At 71.6% G+C, this 17,121-nt stretch carries 17 protein-coding genes; 2 read left to right on the forward strand and 15 right to left on the reverse strand.

Annotated elements, in window-relative coordinates:
- Nucleotides 1–77: 77 nt before the first annotated feature.
- The 5 genes from ACIRU3_RS17470 to ACIRU3_RS17490 are packed head-to-tail and all read right to left on the reverse strand — an operon-like array spanning nucleotide 78 to nucleotide 5,498.
- On the reverse strand, nucleotides 78–1,544 hold the full coding sequence (locus ACIRU3_RS17470) for an HAD-IA family hydrolase (protein ID WP_404057091.1): 1,467 nt from the start codon (nucleotides 1,542–1,544) through the stop codon (nucleotides 78–80).
- 14 nt (nucleotides 1,545–1,558) lie between these two features.
- Entirely contained in the window at nucleotides 1,559–2,635 is a 1,077-nt protein-coding gene (locus tag ACIRU3_RS17475; RefSeq protein WP_404057093.1) for an ABC transporter ATP-binding protein, read from the reverse strand.
- Nucleotides 2,636–2,638: 3 nt separating this feature from the next.
- On the reverse strand, nucleotides 2,639–3,457 hold the full coding sequence (locus tag ACIRU3_RS17480; protein ID WP_404057095.1) for an ABC transporter permease: 819 nt from the start codon (nucleotides 3,455–3,457) through the stop codon (nucleotides 2,639–2,641).
- Entirely contained in the window at nucleotides 3,442–4,341 is a 900-nt protein-coding gene (locus ACIRU3_RS17485; protein WP_404057097.1) for an ABC transporter permease, read from the reverse strand. Before ACIRU3_RS17485 ends, ACIRU3_RS17480 begins: the two co-directional genes overlap by 16 nt.
- Nucleotides 4,338–5,498, reverse strand: a complete 1,161-nt coding sequence (locus ACIRU3_RS17490) for an ABC transporter substrate-binding protein (protein WP_404057099.1) — start codon at nucleotides 5,496–5,498, stop codon at nucleotides 4,338–4,340. The genes ACIRU3_RS17485 and ACIRU3_RS17490 overlap by 4 nt, the downstream gene beginning before the upstream one ends.
- A gap of 227 nt (nucleotides 5,499–5,725) precedes the next feature.
- On the opposite strand from ACIRU3_RS17490, the gene ACIRU3_RS17495 reads away from it, so the two are divergent.
- Both ACIRU3_RS17495 and ACIRU3_RS17500 read left to right on the forward strand, forming a co-directional pair.
- Complete coding sequence (locus ACIRU3_RS17495; RefSeq protein WP_404057101.1) at nucleotides 5,726–6,466, forward strand: GntR family transcriptional regulator; 741 nt, start codon at nucleotides 5,726–5,728, stop codon at nucleotides 6,464–6,466.
- A gap of 28 nt (nucleotides 6,467–6,494) precedes the next feature.
- A complete protein-coding gene (locus tag ACIRU3_RS17500; RefSeq protein ID WP_404057103.1) occupies nucleotides 6,495–6,938 on the forward strand; it encodes a hypothetical protein in 444 nt (147 codons plus the stop codon).
- A 43-nt stretch (nucleotides 6,939–6,981) separates the two neighbouring features.
- Here the strand turns inward: ACIRU3_RS17500 and ACIRU3_RS17505 are convergent, their stop codons facing one another.
- The 10 genes from ACIRU3_RS17505 to fmt form a co-directional block, all read right to left on the reverse strand.
- Complete coding sequence (locus tag ACIRU3_RS17505) at nucleotides 6,982–7,434, reverse strand: Lrp/AsnC family transcriptional regulator (protein WP_404057105.1); 453 nt, start codon at nucleotides 7,432–7,434, stop codon at nucleotides 6,982–6,984.
- Between the two features lie 27 nt (nucleotides 7,435–7,461).
- A complete protein-coding gene (locus ACIRU3_RS17510; RefSeq protein ID WP_404057107.1) occupies nucleotides 7,462–8,952 on the reverse strand; it encodes an amino acid permease in 1,491 nt (496 codons plus the stop codon).
- 354 nt (nucleotides 8,953–9,306) lie between these two features.
- Nucleotides 9,307–10,749, reverse strand: coding sequence for a GuaB1 family IMP dehydrogenase-related protein (locus ACIRU3_RS17515; protein WP_404057109.1), 1,443 nt, complete (start codon nucleotides 10,747–10,749; stop codon nucleotides 9,307–9,309).
- Between the two features lie 134 nt (nucleotides 10,750–10,883).
- Nucleotides 10,884–11,213, reverse strand: coding sequence for a barstar family protein (locus tag ACIRU3_RS17520; protein ID WP_404057111.1), 330 nt, complete (start codon nucleotides 11,211–11,213; stop codon nucleotides 10,884–10,886).
- Entirely contained in the window at nucleotides 11,210–11,617 is a 408-nt protein-coding gene (locus ACIRU3_RS17525) for a ribonuclease domain-containing protein (RefSeq protein ID WP_404057113.1), read from the reverse strand. Before ACIRU3_RS17525 ends, ACIRU3_RS17520 begins: the two co-directional genes overlap by 4 nt.
- Before the next feature lie 51 nt (nucleotides 11,618–11,668).
- Nucleotides 11,669–12,712, reverse strand: a complete 1,044-nt coding sequence (locus ACIRU3_RS17530) for a sugar-binding transcriptional regulator (protein WP_404057115.1) — start codon at nucleotides 12,710–12,712, stop codon at nucleotides 11,669–11,671.
- Between the two features lie 90 nt (nucleotides 12,713–12,802).
- Nucleotides 12,803–13,489 (reverse strand): ribulose-phosphate 3-epimerase, encoded by a 687-nt coding sequence (rpe, locus tag ACIRU3_RS17535; protein WP_404057117.1) that lies wholly within the window; start codon nucleotides 13,487–13,489, stop codon nucleotides 12,803–12,805.
- A 118-nt stretch (nucleotides 13,490–13,607) separates the two neighbouring features.
- Entirely contained in the window at nucleotides 13,608–14,270 is a 663-nt protein-coding gene (locus ACIRU3_RS17540) for a GAP family protein (protein WP_404057414.1), read from the reverse strand.
- Nucleotides 14,271–14,350: 80 nt separating this feature from the next.
- Nucleotides 14,351–15,769, reverse strand: coding sequence for an RsmB/NOP family class I SAM-dependent RNA methyltransferase (locus ACIRU3_RS17545; protein WP_404057119.1), 1,419 nt, complete (start codon nucleotides 15,767–15,769; stop codon nucleotides 14,351–14,353).
- Nucleotides 15,770–15,922: 153 nt separating this feature from the next.
- Entirely contained in the window at nucleotides 15,923–16,855 is a 933-nt protein-coding gene (gene fmt / locus ACIRU3_RS17550) for a methionyl-tRNA formyltransferase (protein ID WP_404057121.1), read from the reverse strand.
- Between the last annotated feature and the right edge of the window lie 266 nt (nucleotides 16,856–17,121).

A 17,121-nucleotide genomic window follows, 5' to 3' on the forward strand; every position in this document is an offset into this window, starting at 1 on the left:
ACCAGTCAGTAGAAAGAGCGGGCACAACTTACGGGATCATCACCTGGTCCGCAATGGTGACCTGCGGTAACCCAGGGTCAGTTCCTGGGCAGCGCGAAGGTGGTCACCACCGCCGCGTGGTCCGAGGGCCAGTCGTTGTCCGCCACGTCGGGCCAGGGACGCGGGATGCCGAGGACGAAGGTCCGCGCGTCCCGCACGGTCAGGCCCCGGTGCAGGACGTAGTCGATCCGGTCCTGCGGTTCGGGCCGTCCGCTGCCGTCCTCGTGGACCGGGTGGATCGGCGACCAGGTGTGCCCGGGCTCGGCCGCCGGGTCCGGGTGGGCCTCACGGTAGGAGTCGGCGAAACCCGCGTCCGCCGCCGCCCGCGTCACCGGCCAGGCCACGTCCGGCCGGTCCAGGTGGGAGGGGCAGTTGAAGTCGCCGACGAGGACGACCGGGACACCGTCGCGGGAGGATGCGCCGATCCGGCCCAGCGTGTCCCGCATCTGTCCGAGCCGTACGTCCTCGTGGGCGATCAGCTCGGGGGCGCCGAGCCCGTCGAAGGCGGCCTCGTAGGGGCCGTACGGCGTGTAGTGCAGGTGGGCCGTCCACACGTCGACCTCGCGGCCGGGCCCGACCTGGATCCGGACGCCTGCGGCGCCGTAGAAGCCGACGTCCGGGTCACCGAAGCGGGCGGTGACGGGGTGCCGGCTGATGACGCCGAGGTTCTCCCCTGCCCGGTGGTGGTACCAGCCGAGGGCCTCGGCCAGCTCCTGGGCGGCACTGCCGCCGGTCTCCTGCAGACCGACCACGTCCGCGCCGGACTCCAGGACGGCCTTGATCTGCTTGGCGCGGTGGTCGTCGACCTCGCTGCCGCCGAGCCACAGGTTCCAGCTCATGACCCGGAGTTCGGGTGCGACCATCTGGCGCAGCTCCTCCGGAGTGACGCCGACGAGGCTGTCGCGCACGGTCCGCCCGGGTGCCGCGCCGATCGGCGCGAGGGACGGCACGGCGAGTACGGCACACCCGGCGGCCTCGGCGGAGGCCACGCCGGTCTCGGTGTCCTCGACGGCGACGCAGGCGGCCGGTTCGACGCCGAGGGCCCGGCAGGCGGCGAGGTAGGGGTCGGGGTCCGGTTTGGTGCGGGGGGTGTCGTCGGCGGTGACCGAGACCGCGAACCGTCCGGCGCCGAGGGCGTCGAGCACGACGTCGGCGACCGCGCGCGGGGACGCGGTGACCAGGGCCGTGGGGACGCCGGCGCCGGCCAGCGCGTCCAGCAGGTCGAGCGCGCCGGGGCGGGGCACGATTCCGGTGCTGACGCGGGCGGCGAACTCCCGGTGCAGCTCGGCCGCGAGACCGGCGTCGGCCCGGCCGGTGGCGGTGGCGAGCCAGGCGGCGGTGTGCTCGACCGGACGGCCGAGCACCTCCGGCTGGTCGGCCTCGGTCAGCGGGCGTCCGGCGACCTGCTCGACGGCCTCCCACCACAGGCGCTCGGTGTCGACGAGCGTGCCGTCCATGTCGAACAGGACGGCCTGCAGCGGGAGTGCGGGGGTGTGGGGGGTCACGTTGTTGTCGTTCCTCACTTCTGGATACGTTCGGCCACCAGCACCGGCCGCTCGGGCAGCGACACGCCGACGGCGGATCCGGCACCGAGCCCGGCGGCCTCGTGCGCGGGCAGGTCGGCCTTGGCCTCGGTGCCGTCGGCGAGCCGCACGGTGACCCGGACGACGGCGCCCAGGAAGGCCGTGGCGACGACCCGGGCACTGCCCTGCTCGTCGGCGCGCACCTGGACGGACTCGGGCCGCACCAGGACGTCCACCTCGCCGTTCGGCGCCTCGCCGTCGGCGGGCAGCCGCTGCCCGAGCACCTCGACGGTGCCGTCCTTCAGCTCGCCCGGGAGCCGGCTCATCGTGCCGACGAACTCGGCGACGAAGGCGGTGGCGGGACGGCCGTACAGCTCGGCGGGCTCGGCGCACTGTTCGAGCCGGCCGGCGCGCATGACGGCGACCCGGTCGGCGACCGACAGGGCTTCCTCCTGGTCGTGCGTGACGAAGAGGGTGGTGATGCCGAGTTCCTGCTGGAGCCTGCGGATCTCCTCGCGCAGGGTCAGGCGCACCTTGGCGTCCAGCGCGGACAGCGGCTCGTCGAGCAGCAGGACACGCGGCCGCAGGGCGAGGGCGCGGGCGAGCGCGATGCGCTGCTGCTGGCCGCCGGAGAGCTGGTGCGGGTACCGCTCCCCCTTGTCGCCCAGGCCGACCAGCTCCAGCAACTCGGTGGCACGGGCGCGTCGTTCGGCCGCACGGACCTTGCGCATGCGCAGTCCGAAGGCGACGTTGTCGACGGCGTTCAGATGCGGGAAGAGGCTGTACGACTGGAAGACCATCCCGGCGTCCCGGCGGTGGGCCGGCACGTGGGTGACGTCCTCGCCGTCCACCAGCACGGCACCGGAGTCGGGGTGTTCGAACCCGGCGAGCATGCGCAGCGCGGTGGTCTTGCCGCAGCCGGACGGGCCGAGCAGGGCGAGGAACTCCCCCGGGCGCACGGTCAGGTCGAGTCCGTCGAGGGCGACTGTGGCCCCGAACTCCCTTCTGAGCCCCCGGAATTCGACGGTTGCCGCCTTTTCGGCGGCGGCCTTCTCAAGCGTGGTGACGGTCATGGTTCATCCCCGGGAGGAAGCGGTTCGGGTACGTCCGCCGGCGCCGGCGAGCGCAAGCAGCAGAGCCCAGGTGACGAGCAGGCTGAGCACGGACACGGCGACGGACATCTGGGCCTGCGAGCCGCCGACGTTGTAGATCCACACGGCGAAGGGCTCGAAGCCGAGCAGCCGGGCGACGGTGAACTCGCCGAGGACCAGCGCCAGCGTGAGGAAGGCCGCGTTCAGCAGCGCCCCGCGCAGGTTCGGCAGCACGGCCCGGACGAGGGCCTGCGGCCAGGAGGCCCCGCAGCTGCGGGCGGCCTCGACGAGGGTGCGCACATCGATGGCGCGCAGGCCCGCGTCCAGGGCGCGGTAGACGAACGGCAGCGCCATCACGACATACGCGAGGACCAGCACAACGGGGAAGTTCTCGTTCTGGATCGCCACGATGGTCTGGAAGAGCGGGGTCCTGGACAGATGCTCCGGGCCCCACTTCAGCACGGTCGCGATCCCCGCGACGAACGCGATCGGCGGCACCACCAGCGGCAGCGAGCACACCACCTCCACCACCGGCCGCAGCCGGGGTGCGCCGAGCCGCAGCGCGACCACGGCGGGCACCATCAGCAGCAGGACCACCGCGATGGTGGCCACGGCAAGCTCCAGCGAGAGCAGCAGGCTGGAGACGAAGCCGTCGGTGGAGAGGATCTGGGTGTAGGCGTCGAAGGAGATGCCGTGGCCGGGCACGTCGACCGTGAAGACCACGGACGCGCCGAGCGGCACCAGGAAGTACAGGGCGGCCAGGCCGAGGACGGCCCAGCGCCAGGGGGTCAGGCGTCGAGCCATCGGGCGCTCCGTCGTTGCAGGGGCAGGTACACGGCCATGACCAGGCCTGCCACCAGCACCATGTCGAGGCTGAGGGCGAGGGCGACGTTCTCCTGGCCGACGAGCACGTTGCCGGAGAGGGCGTCGGCGATCTGCAGTGTGACGAGCGGGACCGCGCTGCCCACCATCGCGGCGGCGGTGGCGTAGGCGGCGAAGGCGCTGCCGAACAGCAGCACCAGACCGCCGAGCAGGGAGGGCGCGAGGACGGGCAGGGCCACGTGCCGCCAGTACTGCACACCTGTTGCGCCGTTGTTCAGCGCGGCCTCGCGCCACTGGACCCGCAGGCCGTCCAGGGCCGGGGTGATGGTGAGGACCATCAGCGGGATCAGGAAGTACAGATAAACGAGGACCAGGCCCCAGAAGCTGTAGAGGTCCCAGCCCTTGTCCGTGAGGCCCAGGTGCATGGTCAGGACGCCGGCGTTGCCGAGGGTGGCGACGAACGCGAAGGCCAGCGGGACGCCGCCGAAGTTGGCGAGCACGCCGGAGGCGGTCAGTACGGCCTCGCGCAGCGCGCGCGAGCGGGAACTGACCACGGCCTGCGCGAGGGGCAGCCCGAGCAGGGCGCCGAGCCCGGCGGAGATCGCCGAGAGCTTGACGCTGCCGATCAGCGCGGTGAGGTACGGGCCCTGGAGTGAGGCCGAGAGGTTCTCGGCCGTGTAGGACGTGGCGCCGGTGGTCTGGTCCTTGACCGTGAAGGCGCCGTCCAGGATGGCGAGGGCGGGCAGCCCGAAGGCGATCGCCGTGAACGCCAGCAGCGGCACCACGGCGAGCCAGCCGGGGGCGCGGCGCCGTCGCTTCGCCGAAGCGACGGGCGCCACGTCCGCACGCGGGAGAGCGGTGGTCATCCGGAGACGGCCTTACCCCAGCCCTGCGCGATGACCGTCTTGGCCTTGCTCTGCTGGGCCTCGGTCGGGAAGGACGGCGTGCCGGTGACCTTGGGGAGCTTGGCGGCGGCCGTCTTGTCGAGGGTGCCGGCCTTGTCCATCGCGGTCATCAGGGCCGGGCGGGCGTAGCCCTTGAGCCACAGGTTCTGGCCCTCGGCGCTGTAGAGGTACTCCTGCCACAGGCGGGCGGCCGCCGGGTGCGGGGCGTCCTTGTTGATGGCCTGGGAGTAGTACTGGGCGTACTGGCCGTCGGCCGGGATGGCGACCTTCCAGTCCACACCCTTGGACTTGAACTCGTCGGCGTAGCCGGCGTTCAGGTAGTCCCAGTCGATGCTGATGGGCGTCTCGCCCTTCTCGACGGTGGCCGGGGTGGACTCGACGGGCGTGTAGTTGCCGTTCTTCTTGAGCTTGCCGAAGAAGTCGAGGCCGGGCTGGATGTCGTCGAAGGAGCCGCCGCTCGCGAGCGCGGCCGCGTAGACGCCGCCGAAGGCCGAGCCCGACTTGGTCGGGTTGCCGTTGAGCGCGACCTTGCCCTTGTACTCCGGCTTGAGGAGGTCCTTGAAGGTGGTCGGGCAGGCCTTCACTCGCTTGGCGTCGCAGCCGATGGAGATGTAGCCGCCGTAGTCGTTGAACCAGCGGGCCTGCGGGTCCTTCTGGCCCTCGGGGATGTCGTCGTAGGAGGCCACCTTGTAGGGCGCGAGCAGGCCCTGCTGGGCGGCGCTGAGGGCGAAGGAGCTGCCGAGGTCGAGGACGTCGGGGGTGCGGTCCTGGCCCTTGCGGGTGGTGACGGCATTGATCTCGTCCTGGCTGGAGCCGTCGGGGCTCTCCACCTCGATCTTGATGCCGTACTTCTTCTGGAAGCCGTCGATGAGGGCGCCGTAGTTGGCCCAGTCGCGGGGCAGCGCGATGGCATGCAGCGTGCCCTCCTTCTTGGCCGCCTTGACCAGGGCGTCGAGGCCGCCGAAGTCGGCCGCGGAGGTGGCGGTGGCGGCGTTCTTGCCGTCCTTGGTCTTGGTGGACGCGTTGTCGGGGGCGGCGCCGCAGGCGCTCAGGGCGAGCGCGGCGACGACGGCGAGGGAGCCGCCGAGGACGGCGTTTCTCGGCAGGGACACGGTCACGGTCTCTCCAGGGGTGCGCACGAGGGTTGGGGCGGTGCGAAGGGTGAAGTACGGAGAACTTGTCTGAACAAGTTGCGTCACAGTACGCCCGTTGCCGGTGTCCTGTCTGTAAACCTCAGCGAAACTTTGGCCCCCATCTGGCTGCACAATCCAGACCGTTACAGATCACGCCAGGGTCTCGATTAGGCTGGTCACGCTGTGCACAGCGACCTACGCAGAGGGGAAGCATGACGGCGCGACACGAGGAGATCGCCGACGAACTGCGGCGCGCGATCGACCGCGAGGAGTACACGGTCGGCAGCCGGCTGCCCTCGGAGTCGGAACTCGCGACGCACTACGGCGTCTCGCGCGGCACGGTCCGCCAGGCCGTCGCGACCCTCACCACCGAGGGCCTGATCGGCTCCCGTCAGGGCGCCCGGCGCGTGGTGCTCGCCAGCCGCCGCAGCCAGAGCTTCGAGGAACTGCGCAGCTTCGCCCAGTGGGCGCGGGCCATGGGCCGCGAGGCCACCGGACACGTGGTGGCGCAGGAGTACCGCCCCGCCACGCAGGAGGACGCCGTGCGACTCCAACTGTCCGCCGGCACACGGGTGTTGCATGTGCTGCGCGTGCGCGGTCTGGACGGCGAGCCGGTACTGCTGGAGCGGACGGTGTACGCGGACTGGATCGCGCCGGCGGTCGAGGCGATCGAGCCCGACTGCCCGTCGGTCACCCAGCGTCTGTACGACGAGACGGGGTTGGTCTTCGCCTATGGCGAGCACATCATCGACGCGGTGGCAGCGGGCGCCCAGGACGCCGAGCTGCTCGCCGTCCGCCGCACGAGCCCGCTGCTGCGGGTCCGCCGTGTGACGACGACCCGTGAAGGCCGTCCGGTGGAGTGGTCGGACGACCGCTACCGCTCGGACGCGGTGAGCTTCAGCGTGCACAATTCGATAGGGAACAACGCCCTGGCCCGCAAGACGGCGGACTGAGGGGGCCGGACAGCCCGAGGGGGCCCGGATGAAGCCGCACTCGCTGCCGTACGTCGACACGCACACGGCCGTCCTCATGGCAGGGCCGGACGCGGTCTGGCGGGCGATCGGCGAGGTCATGGACCGGTCCTCCGACGGAGCGGCCCGCTACGCCGAGCTGGTCGGCTGCGCCGACCGGAAGGCCTCCGGCCCGCGCCCGTTCGCCGAGGGCTCCACGATCCCCGGCTTCACGGTCACCACCGTGGTTCCGGGCCGGGAACTGGTCCTCACCGGCCGTCATCGCTTCGCGCGGTACGCGCTGGTCTTCCGCCTGGAACAGCACGGCCCGGGCCGCACGCGCGTGAGCGCGGAGACCCGGGCCGCCTTCCCCGGCTGGAGCGGAATGCTGTACCGGCTGCTGGTCGTCAGCAGCGGCGGGCACGCCGGTGGCATGCGCCGTCTGCTGCGGGCGATCGGCCGCCGGGCGAAGTGAACGCCCAGACCCCACGACCCCGGCAGGATCCGGAAGAGGGGCCCTAGCCGGGCGAGCCCGACGAGAACCTCCGCAGCAGCGGCGACAGGACCAGTACCGACTTGGTGCGCTCCACGAACGGCTCGCCCGCGATGCGCTCCAGCACCCGTTCGAAGTGGCGCATGTCGGAAGCGAAGACCTGGACGACCGCGTCCGCCTCGCCGGTGACGGTCGACGCGGCCACGACCTCCTGGTAGCGCTCCAGACCCCGCTGGATGGTCTCCGGCGAGGTGTTGCGCCGGCAGTAGATCTCGACGAACCCCTCGGTCTCCCAGCCGAGCGCCGCGGGATCGACCCGCACGGTGAATCCGGTGATGGCTCCGGTGGCCCGCAGCCGGTCCACGCGCCGCTTGACGGCGGGCGCGGACAGGCCGACCAGCTGCCCGATGTCCGCGTAGGAGCGGCGGGCGTCCTCGGCGAGGGCGTGCACGATGCGTTCGTCGAGATCGTTCAGCACAGGGGGTGGTTCACTTCTCCGGGTCGGTCACTTCTCTGCCGCCACCGCGGGGTCCGCACCGGTCGCGAGACGGGAACGGCGATAGCCGTATACGAAGTAGAACACGAGCCCGACCGCCATCCAGACACCGAAGACCACCCAGGTGACGGTGGACAGACTGCCCATCATCCAGACGCAGAAGGCGAAGCCCAGCGCGGGCAGCAGCGGCGACAGCGGGACACGGAAGGTGCGGTTCATGTCCGGGCGGGTCCGGCGCAGCACCACCACGGCGATGTTGACCAGCGCGAAGGCGAACAGCGTGCCGATGCTGGTGGCGTCGGCCAGCTGACCCAGCGGGATCGCGGCGGCGAGGACGCCGCAGAACAGCGACACGATGATCGTGTTGGCGCGCGGCGCGCCGGTCTTCGGGTGGACCTTGGCGAAGACCTTGGGCACCAGGCCGTCGCGGGACATCGCGAACAGGATGCGGGTCTGGCCGTAGAGCACGGTGAGGACGACGCTCGCGATGGCGATGACGGCGCAGAAGGCCAGCAGGGTGCCCCAGAAGCTCTGCCCGGTGACGTCCTTCATGATCTGGGCGAGCGCGGCCTCGGAGTCGTTGAACTTCCGCCACGGCTTGGCGCCGACGGCCACGGCCGCGACCAGCACGTACAGGGCCGTCACGATGACGAGCGACAGCATGATGGCGCGCGGCAGGTCCCGCTGGGCGTTCTTCGCCTCCTCACCGGCGGTGGAGGCGGCGTCGAAGCCGATGTAGGAGAAGAACAGGGTGGCGCCGGCCGCGCTGACGCCTGCCATGCCGAGCGGCATGAAGTGCGCGTAGTTGCCGGACTTGAAGCCCATGAAGCCGATGGCGCAGAACAGCACCAGCGCCGCGATCTTCACGCACACCATGATCGTGTTGGCCCGCGCGGACTCCTTGGCGCCGCCGAGCAGGAACACCATCGCAAGGATCACGACGATCAGGGCGGGCAGGTTGAAGACGCCGCCGTCGACGCCGGGCGGGTTGGCCAGGGCGTCCGGGATGGTGACGCCGATGGTGCCGTCCAGCAGCTCGTTGAGGTACTCGCCCCAGCCGACGGCCACGGCGGCGACCGAGACGCCGTACTCCAGGAGCAGACACCAGCCGCAGACCCAGGCGACCAGTTCGCCCATGGTTGCGTATGCGTACGAGTACGAGGAGCCGGAGACCGGGATGGTGCCCGCCAGCTCGGCGTAGGACAGGGCCGAGAACAGCGCGGTGAGACCGGCGATCACGAAGGACAGGGTGACGGCCGGGCCCGCCTTCGGGACAGCCTCGCCGAGGACGACGAAGATGCCGGTGCCGAGGGTGGCACCGATGCTGATCATGGTCAGCTGCCACAGCCCGAGGGAGCGCCTCAGCGACCCTCCCTCTCCCTGGCCGCCCTCCGCGACCAGGCGTTCCACGGGCTTGCGACGCATCAGGCGCGCGGCGACGCCCGGGGACGCGGGGGCGGCCGTTCTCTGGTCCTGCGGGGGTGCGCCTTGGTCGAGCACTCGTTGGCTCCTTATCGCTGCCGGTCAGAGCGGGCGGGTACCGACAGGCGCCTGCAAGGGCACGAACCCGTCGAGCGGAGTCCCCGCCACACTACGTACAGCGCAGCACCCTATGAGCAGCAGCTTCACGGGCGTAATGCAGCAGCCTTGCGCATGACTGCAAGATCATTGCGTTCCTGGGCGTGCTGTGTCCATTCGTTGCGCACGGGCTGTCGACCGTTGCACCGGAGCCTCACAGACCCCTGTTTCACCCTCTTCCCGCGGGCTCGGAACGTCTCTCCCGAGGCACGGAAACGCCGACGGCCCCCGTCCTCCCGTCACCGGGAAACAGGGGCCGTTCTCGATCGGCTCGGCTCAGCTCCAGCTGGCGTGCAGCGGCTTGCCCTCGGCGTAGCCGGCCGCGCTCTGGATACCGACGATGGCCTTCTCGGCGAACTCCTCGAGGGAGCCGGCGCCGGCGTAGGTGCAGGAGGAGCGGACGCCCGCGATGATCGAGTCGATCAGGTCCTCGACGCCCGGCCGGGCCGGGTCGAGGAACATGCGGGAGGTGGAGATGCCCTCCTCGAACAGCGCCTTACGGGCCCGGTCGTACGCCGACTCCTCCGACGTACGGTTGGCCACCGCACGCGCCGACGCCATGCCGAAGGACTCCTTGTAGGCGCGCCCGTTGGCGTCGTGCTGGAGGTCACCGGGCGACTCGTAGGTACCGGAGAACCACGAGCCGACCATCACGTTGGACGCACCGGCGGCGAGGGCCATCGCCACGTCACGCGGGTGCCGGACGCCGCCGTCGGCCCACACGTGCTTGCCGTACTTCTTCGCCTCGGCGGCGCACTCCAGGACGGCGGAGAACTGCGGCCGGCCCACGCCGGTCATCATGCGCGTGGTGCACATGGCGCCGGGGCCGACACCGACCTTGATGATGTCCGCACCGGCGTCGATGAGGTCCTTGACACCCTCGGCGGAGACGATGTTGCCGGCGGCGATCGGCACCTGCGGGTCGAGGGCGCGCACCAGCTTGATGGCGCTGATCATCGACTCCTGGTGGCCGTGCGCGGTGTCGATGACGAGCGTGTCCACGCCCGCGTCGAGCAGTTGCTTGGCCTTGCCCGCCACATCGCCGTTGATGCCGACGGCGGCGGCGATGCGCAGCTTGCCCTGCGCGTCGACGGCCGGGGTGTACAGCGTGGCGCGCAAGGCGCCCGTGCGGGTCAGGATGCCGGCGAGCTTGCCGTCCTTGTCGACGGCCGGGGCGTAGCGCCGGTTGGCCGCGTCCAGCCGGTTGAAGGCCTCGCGCGGCTCGATGTCGGCGTCGAGCAGCAGCAGGTCCCTGGACATGACCACTTCGAGCTGGGTGAAGCGGTCGACACCGGTCAGATCCTGGTCGGTGACGACACCGACGGGCCGCTGGCTCTCGTCGACGACCACACCGGCGTTGTGCGCACGCTTGGGCAGCAGGGCCAGGGCGTCGGCGACGGTCTGGTGCGGGGCCAGCACGATCGGGGTGTCCAGCACCAGGTGACGGCTCTTCACCCAGGAGACGACGTCGGTGATCACGTCGATCGGGATGTCCTGCGGGATGACCACCAGGCCGCCGCGCCGGGCCACCGTCTCGGCCATGCGGCGGCCGGCGATGGCGGTCATGTTGGCGACGACGAGCGGGATGGTGGTGCCCGTGCCGTCCGGCGAGCTGAGGTCCACGCCCTGACGCGAGCCCACCGCGGAGCGGCTCGGCACCATGAACACGTCGTCGTACGTCAGGTCGTACGCGGGCTGGAGGTCATTGAGGAAACGCACGTGCTGCACATCCCAGTCGATCAGAGGCGACCCCCCCGACGGGTGCGCCAGGGGGAAAAGAGCACGTACTTCATTGTCCCATGACGGGGCCCCCGCCATGCCCCCACAGAACATCCAGGCCGGCCGCGAGAGGCCTAGGAGGATCCTCCAAGGGCCAGCACGACGGCGAGCGCGGGGGTGCGGTCCACCGCCTCGCCGAACACGTCCTGCGCGGTCCGCCACTCCTCCGGGTGCGCCTCGGCATACCCCTGCCAGCCCCGGACGACGACCAGCAGTCCCTGCTCGACCGCGCCCTCGGGCCAGACGGTGTGGTCGGAGAGGGAGTCGGCCAGCGCGTCCCAGTTGCGGCCGAACCAGTCGGGCAGCGCCAGGGCCCGGGCCGTGCGGTCCATCAGGCCCGCCTTGTCCGTGACTCCCCCGAGGTCGAGGGTGACCGCGAGCCGGCCCGCCAGGTCCTCGCTCATCTCAGCACCGCCCGGAACGACTTGTAGTGATCATCGGTGTAGTAGATCTCCCCGCTCTGTCCGGTGACGATGCGCCGCGCCCCGCGGTCGCGTGAGCCGGGGGTCCGCACCGTGAACTCGTGGTAGTAGCCGCGCCCGTGCCGGGGCAGCAGTCCCTCGAAGTTCCCGAAGACCACCCCGTCCCTGGCGTACGGGAACGGTCCGCCCCTGTCGATGAGGGCGAGGGTCTGCCGGGCCTCGGCCGGGAGCCGGGAGGCCTGGACGGTGGGCGTGCCGTGGGCCCAGCCCGGGGTGGAGTGGCCCGGAGCCGTGGCGGTGCTCGTGCCCGACGAGCACCCCGTCAGCAGGACGGAGAGACAGACCAGCAGACCCGCGAACGCACGCGGGACGGACCGCAGCAGCATGGCGTCGATGCTGCCACGGCCGTCCCGTCACGGAGTCGGCGCGACCCGCCGTCAGACCCCGTCCGGGTCCGCCCGGCTGAGTGCCGGCTTCGGCGTCGGCCCCGCCGTCATCAGGTAGTCGGCGGCCGAGGTGTCGGTCACCAGGCTGGTGACCAGCCCGGAGCGCAGCACCGCGTCGATCGCGGACGCCTTGCGCTGCCCGCCGGCGATCGCCACGACCTCCGGGACCCGGCGCAGTTGGTCGGCCTTGACCGTGATGCACCGCTCCCCCAGGTCCCGCCCGATCCGGCGCCCATCGGCGTCGAACAGGTGCGCGGACATCTCGGCGGCGACGCCGAGCGAGGCGTAGTGCGCGCGCTCCTCGTCGCTGAGCATGTCGTGCACCGTGGAGATGCCCGGCTCCCAGGAGCCGATGGAGACGCAGGCGACCGTGACCTTGTCGAAGTACTCGAAGGCCCGGGCGATCCCGGTCTGGTTGCGCAGTGCCACCGCGGTGGCCGCGTCCGGCAGCAGCATCGGCGCGTAGATGGGGTGCGCGTCGCCGCCCGACACCTGGGCCGCACGGCGCACCGCCTCCACCGAGCCGCGCTCCGCCGTCCCGGCGTCGTACACGCCCGTCAGCTGCACCACCGTGCACGGCGGCAGCCGGTCGAGCGCCGCCGCCATGTGAATGGTGGACCGGCCCCAGGCCAGCCCGAGCACATCCCCCTCGTTGACGAGTTCGCCGAGCAGGTCGGCAGCGACCTCGCCCAGATTCTCGGGGTCGGGGGTCTCCTCGGCCTCGGCCGGGGACTCGACCACAACGGCGTGCCTCAGGCCGTACCGGGCGCGGAGCGCGTCGGAGCGCTCGGCGTCCAGTTCGGCCGGCACACGGATCTCGATGCGTACGAGATCCCGTTCGAGGGCGGTCTCCAGGACCCGGGCCACCTTGAAGCGGCTGACGCCGAACTCCTCGGCGATCTGGATCTTGGATTTGCCCTCGAGGTAGAAGCGGCGGGCCATGGCCGCCGCCTGCACCAGCTCAGCGGGTCCCATCCGCATGGCTGACCGGCCCGCCGACATACCCGACACGGCGATCTCCTCACTGCTGTTCACACTCTGGATTCGCCGTTCATCCTTGCAGATTCGGCGCAACTGATCCGCCCTGATGGGCGGCGTTCCCTCAAGCGTTCACGTAGCCGTGGCTCAGTGGTCGCATGCCCAGGAGGCCTTGGCGGTCGCGGTATCCGCCTGGGCGCGCAGCGCCCGCACCGCCTCAGCCGGGTCCTCGGCCCCGTACACCGCCGAACCGGCGACGAAGACATCCGCTCCCGCGTCCGCGCACCGCTCGATCGTGGATGCCGACACGCCGCCGTCGACCTGCAGCCACAGCTGGAGCCCGTGCTTGCCGATCAGCTCCCGGGTGCGGCGGATCTTCGGCAGCATGATGTCGAGGAAGGCCTGGCCGCCGAAGCCCGGCTCGACCGTCATGATCAGCAGCATGTCGAGTTCCGGGAGCAGGTCCTCGTACGGCTCGATCGGCGTCGCCGGCTTCAGCGCCATGGAGGCGCGGGCACCCTTGGCCCGGATCTCCCGGGCGAGCCGCACCGGAGCGGCGGCCGCCTCCACGTGGAAGGTGACCGACGAGGCACCCGCCTCGACGTACTGGGGCGCCCAGCGATCGGGGTTCTCGATCATCAGATGGCAGTCCAGCGGGGTGTCCGTCGCGCGGGCCAGCGACTCCACGACCGGCACGCCGAGCGTGAGGTTGGGGACGAAATGGTTGTCCATGACGTCGACGTGGAGCCAGTCGGCTCCCGCGACCGCCTTCGCCTCGTCCGCAAGGCGGGCGAAGTCGGCGGACAGAATGCTGGGGTTGATCTGCGCGGCCATGACCCAAGCCTGCCATGTCCCGCGCACGGATGTTCGCGCCGGTCCACAGGCGCAGCCGTTCATCACACTTATCGGACGGTATGTGGGCGCCTGCGGCCACCGGTCGGCGGAGACCGTCTCACGCAGTGAGCTGATAAATGCTCCGTCCGGTGAGCCAGAACCCGAGGCCGAGACAGATGATCACGATCGCCTGCTGCTGGTGGGCCTTCATCCAGGCACGCAGGCGCAGCAGGCGGGGCTTCGCCTGCTCCGGCGCGAACACCACATACAGCTCGATCGCCAGAAGACTCGCCGTGGCGAGCAGACAGAAGGCGAAGAGGGCGAGCCAGGTCACCGGGTGGGCCAGGTTCGCGGACACCACCGTCGTCGCTCCCGCGGCGACCATGCCCCAGGGCTGCAGCAGCACCGCCAGGCCCGCCGAGGTCCACACCGTGCTGCGGTCGAGTTCGGCCGTCAGGCTCGGCTGCTCCGGTGGGCGGCGGTGGGCGCGTTCGGCCACCATCCGTCGGCGTCGGTGCACGCCGTAGACGACGAGCCCCACCCCGATCGCCAGCTTCAGCGCGAGCACGGCCGTCGACGACGGCGCTTTCGGCGCCGGCGGCTGTCCCCCGGTCAGGGCCAGGACCGCGGCGATCACCGCGACCAGGCACGCCAGCCAGCTCAGGATGAAGACGAGTCCCTTCCCCACACCCCTCGCCGAAGCCACCACCAGGACGAATGCCGTGATCGGCAGCGGATCGAGCGTGATCGCAAGGGCGATCAACAGCAGATCGAGGACCATGGCGACCCCACCGTGTGCGGACACCCCGAGCGTAAGTGGAGGCGGCCGACCGCACCTCCCGGCGGCGGCCGCCCGTGCCGTCAGCCGGTCCGGCGGATGAGTGCCAGATACATCGCGTCGGTGCCGTGCACATGCGGCCACAGCTGCACGTCCGGCCCGTCGCCGAGGGCGGGGACGCCGGGAAGCAGGGGGCGGGCGTCGAGGAGTTCGGTGGCCGGGTGCTGCTTGAGCACGTCGGAGACGACCGCGCGGGTCTCGGCGAGGTGCGGCGAGCAGGTGGCGTAGCCGACGACCCCGCCGACGCGCACCGAGTCCAGCGCGGTGCGCAGCAGCGCGCGCTGCAGCGGCGCGAAGTCGTCCAGGTCCTCGGGACGCCGCCGCCAGCGTGCCTCGGGGCGCCGGCGCAGGGCGCCGAGCCCGGTGCACGGCACGTCCATCAGCACGCGGTCGAAGGAGCCGGGCAGCCACGGCGGCCGGGTCCCGTCGGCGGCGATGACCTGGTAGGGCCCCGGGTTGCCGGCCAGGGCCTTCGCCACCAGGCCCGCCCGGTGCGGCTGCTTCTCGGAGGCGAGCAGCGCGGCCCCGCGCTCGGCCGCGAGGGCGGCGAGCAGCGCGGCCTTGCCGCCGGGACCGGCGCACCCGTCGAGCCACTTCTCGTCGCGACCCTCGACCGGTGCGTTCGCCAGCGCGAGGGCGACCAGCTGGCTGCCCTCGTCCTGCACACCGGCCCGCCCCTCGCGCACGGCGTCGACTGCACCCGGCTCACCGCCCTCGGCGAGCCGCACGGCGTACGGCGACCAGCGCCCCGGCACGGCGGCGTCCAACTGGAGCAGCTCCTCGGTGGTGGCGCGCCCCGGCCGCGCCACGAGCGTCACCTCGGGGCGCTCGTTGTCGGCCTCCAGCAGGTCCTCGATACCGGCCCGCCCGCCGCCGAGGGAGTCCCACAGCGCGGAGACGACCCAGCGGGGATGCGAGTGCACCACGGCGAGATGGTCCTCGGGATCGTCCTCGTAGGGCGGCGCGACCTTCGCCAGCCATCCGTCCAGGTCCTCCTGCGCGACCTTGCGCAGCACCGCGTTGACGAACTTGGCCCGCCCGTCCCCGAGCACCACCCGCGCCAGCTCGACGGAGGCGGAGACGGCCGCGTGCGTGGGAATCCGCGTCCCGAGCAGCTGGTGCACGCCCATGCTCAGCACGTCCAGCACCGGCGGGTCGACCTCACGCAGCGGCCGGTCGACACAGGCGGAGATGACGGCGTCGTACGTGCCCTGCCGGCGCAGCGTCCCGTACACCAGCTCGGTGGCGAGGGCTGCGTCCCGTGCGTCGAAGTCGCCCTTGTCCCGCGCCTTGCGCAGCAGCGGCGGCAGCACAAGGTTGGCGTACGCGTCCCGCTCGTCCACCGCGCGCAGCGCCTCGAAGGCGAGGAAGCGGACGGGGTCCTTCTGGGGACGACGGTAGGGCTTGGCGGGCTTGCGCGGCCGCCGGGACTGCTCGCTCACGAAAAAGGTGCTCCGGATGTGAAGAAGGGGGTGCGGTTCCCAGCGTACGTCGGAACACCGTCACCCCCGCCTTCCGGGGCCCGGGGGCTCTTCCTCCGGGGCCCAGGAACCTCTGCCGCATCACTTCGGCGACGCGGGCGAGGCGGGCGCGTCCTAGCCGCCGAGCAACTCCCCCTCGGCGATGCGCACCCCGCGCGCCCAGTCGGCGGCCCGCATCGGCTTCTTGCCCTGGGCCTGCACCCACAGCAGCTCGACGGCGTACGAACCGGTGCCCACGTGCACACTGTTCTTGCCGACCGCCGGCCGGCCCGGGGCGAGGTCGGTGCGCTCGGGCACGGGCGTGACCTGGATGAGCTTGAGCCGCTCACCGCGGAAGGTGGTCCAGGCGCCGGGCGCCGGGGTGCAGCCGCGCACCATCCGGTCGACGCGCAGCGCGGGCGCCGCCCAGTCCACATGGGCGTTCTCGACGGTGATCTTCGGTGCGAGGGTGATGCCGTCCGCCGGCTGCGGTACGGCCTTCACGGTGCCGTCCTCGATGCCGTCCATGGTCGCGGCGAGCAGCCCGGCACCCGCGAAGGCGAGCCGGGTGAGCAGGTCCCCGCTGGTGTCGGAGGGCCGGACCTCCTCCGTGACGGTGCCGTACACCGGCCCCGAGTCGAGCCCCTCCTCGATGAGGAAGGTGGAGGCCCCGGTGATCTCGTCGCCCGCCATGACGGCGTGCTGCACGGGTGCGGCCCCGCGCCAGGCGGGCAGCAGCGAGAAGTGCAGGTTGACCCAGCCGTGCGCGGGGATGTCCAGGGCCACCCTGGGCAGCAGGGCGCCGTAGGCGACGACGGGGCAGCAGTCCGGGGCGATCTGCTTCAGCCGCTCCAGGAACTCCGGGTCGCGCGGCCGGACGGGCTTGAGCACCTCGATCCCGGCCTCCGCCGCCCGGTCGGCCACCGGCGACGCGACCAGCCTGCGCCCCCGTCCGGCCGGCGCGTCGGGTCGCGTGACGACGGCGGCCACCTCGTGCCGCCCGGAGGCGATGAGAGCGTCCAGAGCGGGAACAGCGACCTCGGGGGTACCGGCGAAGACAAGCTTCATGGGCGGGATCGGGCCTCTCGGGCAGGGTTTGACGGACCAGCACACCAGTCTATGACCACGCCCGGAATCGCGCCGACGGCGAGAGCCCCCACGGATGACCGGGCCTCGTCGCCGCCAGAGAACGAGTGGTGCACAGGCGGGAAAACGGCGTACGCATATGCCCGTACGCCCCCACCCCGTGACCAGCGGAGCGCAGACGCGTTGGTCAAGAAAGAGTTGACCACATCGGGCCGCTTTGGCGGCCCAATTCCTTTCAACGCCGGTTC

This window comes from Streptomyces sp. NPDC101151, from assembly GCF_044768335.1.
In the GTDB taxonomy this organism is placed as follows: Bacteria; Actinomycetota; Actinomycetes; order Streptomycetales; family Streptomycetaceae; genus Streptomyces.

Coding starts and splice junctions, on each gene's coding strand:
- ACIRU3_RS17520 (WP_404057111.1), bottom strand. CDS start 11,213: ATGAGCGAGGACCTGGCGGGCCGGCTCGCGGTCACCCTCGACCTCGGG.
- ACIRU3_RS17495 (WP_404057101.1), top strand. CDS start 5,726: ATGACGGCGCGACACGAGGAGATCGCCGACGAACTGCGGCGCGCGATC.
- rpe (WP_404057117.1), bottom strand. CDS start 13,489: ATGGCCGCGCAGATCAACCCCAGCATTCTGTCCGCCGACTTCGCCCGC.
- fmt (WP_404057121.1), bottom strand. CDS start 16,855: ATGAAGCTTGTCTTCGCCGGTACCCCCGAGGTCGCTGTTCCCGCTCTG.
- ACIRU3_RS17475 (WP_404057093.1), bottom strand. CDS start 2,635: ATGACCGTCACCACGCTTGAGAAGGCCGCCGCCGAAAAGGCGGCAACC.
- ACIRU3_RS17485 (WP_404057097.1), bottom strand. CDS start 4,341: ATGACCACCGCTCTCCCGCGTGCGGACGTGGCGCCCGTCGCTTCGGCG.
- ACIRU3_RS17525 (WP_404057113.1), bottom strand. CDS start 11,617: ATGCTGCTGCGGTCCGTCCCGCGTGCGTTCGCGGGTCTGCTGGTCTGT.
- ACIRU3_RS17500 (WP_404057103.1), top strand. CDS start 6,495: ATGAAGCCGCACTCGCTGCCGTACGTCGACACGCACACGGCCGTCCTC.
- ACIRU3_RS17480 (WP_404057095.1), bottom strand. CDS start 3,457: ATGGCTCGACGCCTGACCCCCTGGCGCTGGGCCGTCCTCGGCCTGGCC.
- ACIRU3_RS17540 (WP_404057414.1), bottom strand. CDS start 14,270: ATGGTCCTCGATCTGCTGTTGATCGCCCTTGCGATCACGCTCGATCCG.